This is a genomic window from Actinomadura montaniterrae, from assembly GCF_008923365.1.
Lineage (GTDB): Bacteria > Actinomycetota > Actinomycetes > Streptosporangiales > Streptosporangiaceae > Spirillospora > Spirillospora montaniterrae.
In genome coordinates this window covers 1-607 of record NZ_WBMR01000503.1, presented here as the reverse complement: position 1 = coordinate 607, position 607 = coordinate 1, and the positions used below count along the sequence as shown (strand labels likewise).

Below are 607 nucleotides of genomic sequence, written 5' to 3'. Positions count from 1 at the left end.
CCCTTGTGGGGGGAGCGGTCGAAGGTGGGGCCGGCGATTGGGACGAAGTCGTAACAAGGTAGCCGTACCGGAAGGTGCGGCTGGATCACCTCCTTTCTAAGGAGCACCAACTGGCTCGGGCTGCTCTTGTGGAGAGCTCGGGTCGGTGGCCATCATCGGCGGCGAATGTTCGTCGGGTGGCTGCTCATAGATGTGGAGCACTGGTTATTCAGTCTGCTGGCCGTGCGGCTCGGCAAGTACCGCCCCGGGGTGACTCGGGGAGTGGGAACGGTGAGTTCCGGGCGGCTGGCAGGTTGGACACGCTGTTGGGTCCTGAGGAAACGGGCTTTGCCCGGTGACCTCGGACTGCGGGACCTGTAACCGCATCACCGTCATGGTGGTGCGGTTCTGGTTGGCCCGGTTGTTTTTTGAGAACTGCACAGTGGACGCGAGCATCTCTGATGAAACCTCGCTCTTCGTCTTCCTTCGGGGAGGCTGGGGTGTGGGGTTTCGTCTCTGCGATTTGTTTTGATCGTTTTGTGTGTTCAAGTTTTTAAGGGCATACGGTGGATGCCTTGGCATCAGGAGCCGATGAAGGACGTGGGAGCCTGCGATATGCCTCGGGGAG

2 rRNA genes are annotated in these 607 nt (G+C 60.3%); both read left to right on the top strand.

What is annotated here, in order from left to right:
• Positions 1-96, top strand: a 16S ribosomal RNA gene (locus F9B16_RS50540); the annotation flags it as partial.
• Positions 97-522: 426 nt separating this feature from the next.
• Positions 523-607: ribosomal RNA gene (locus F9B16_RS50535) — 23S ribosomal RNA — on the top strand; the annotation flags it as partial.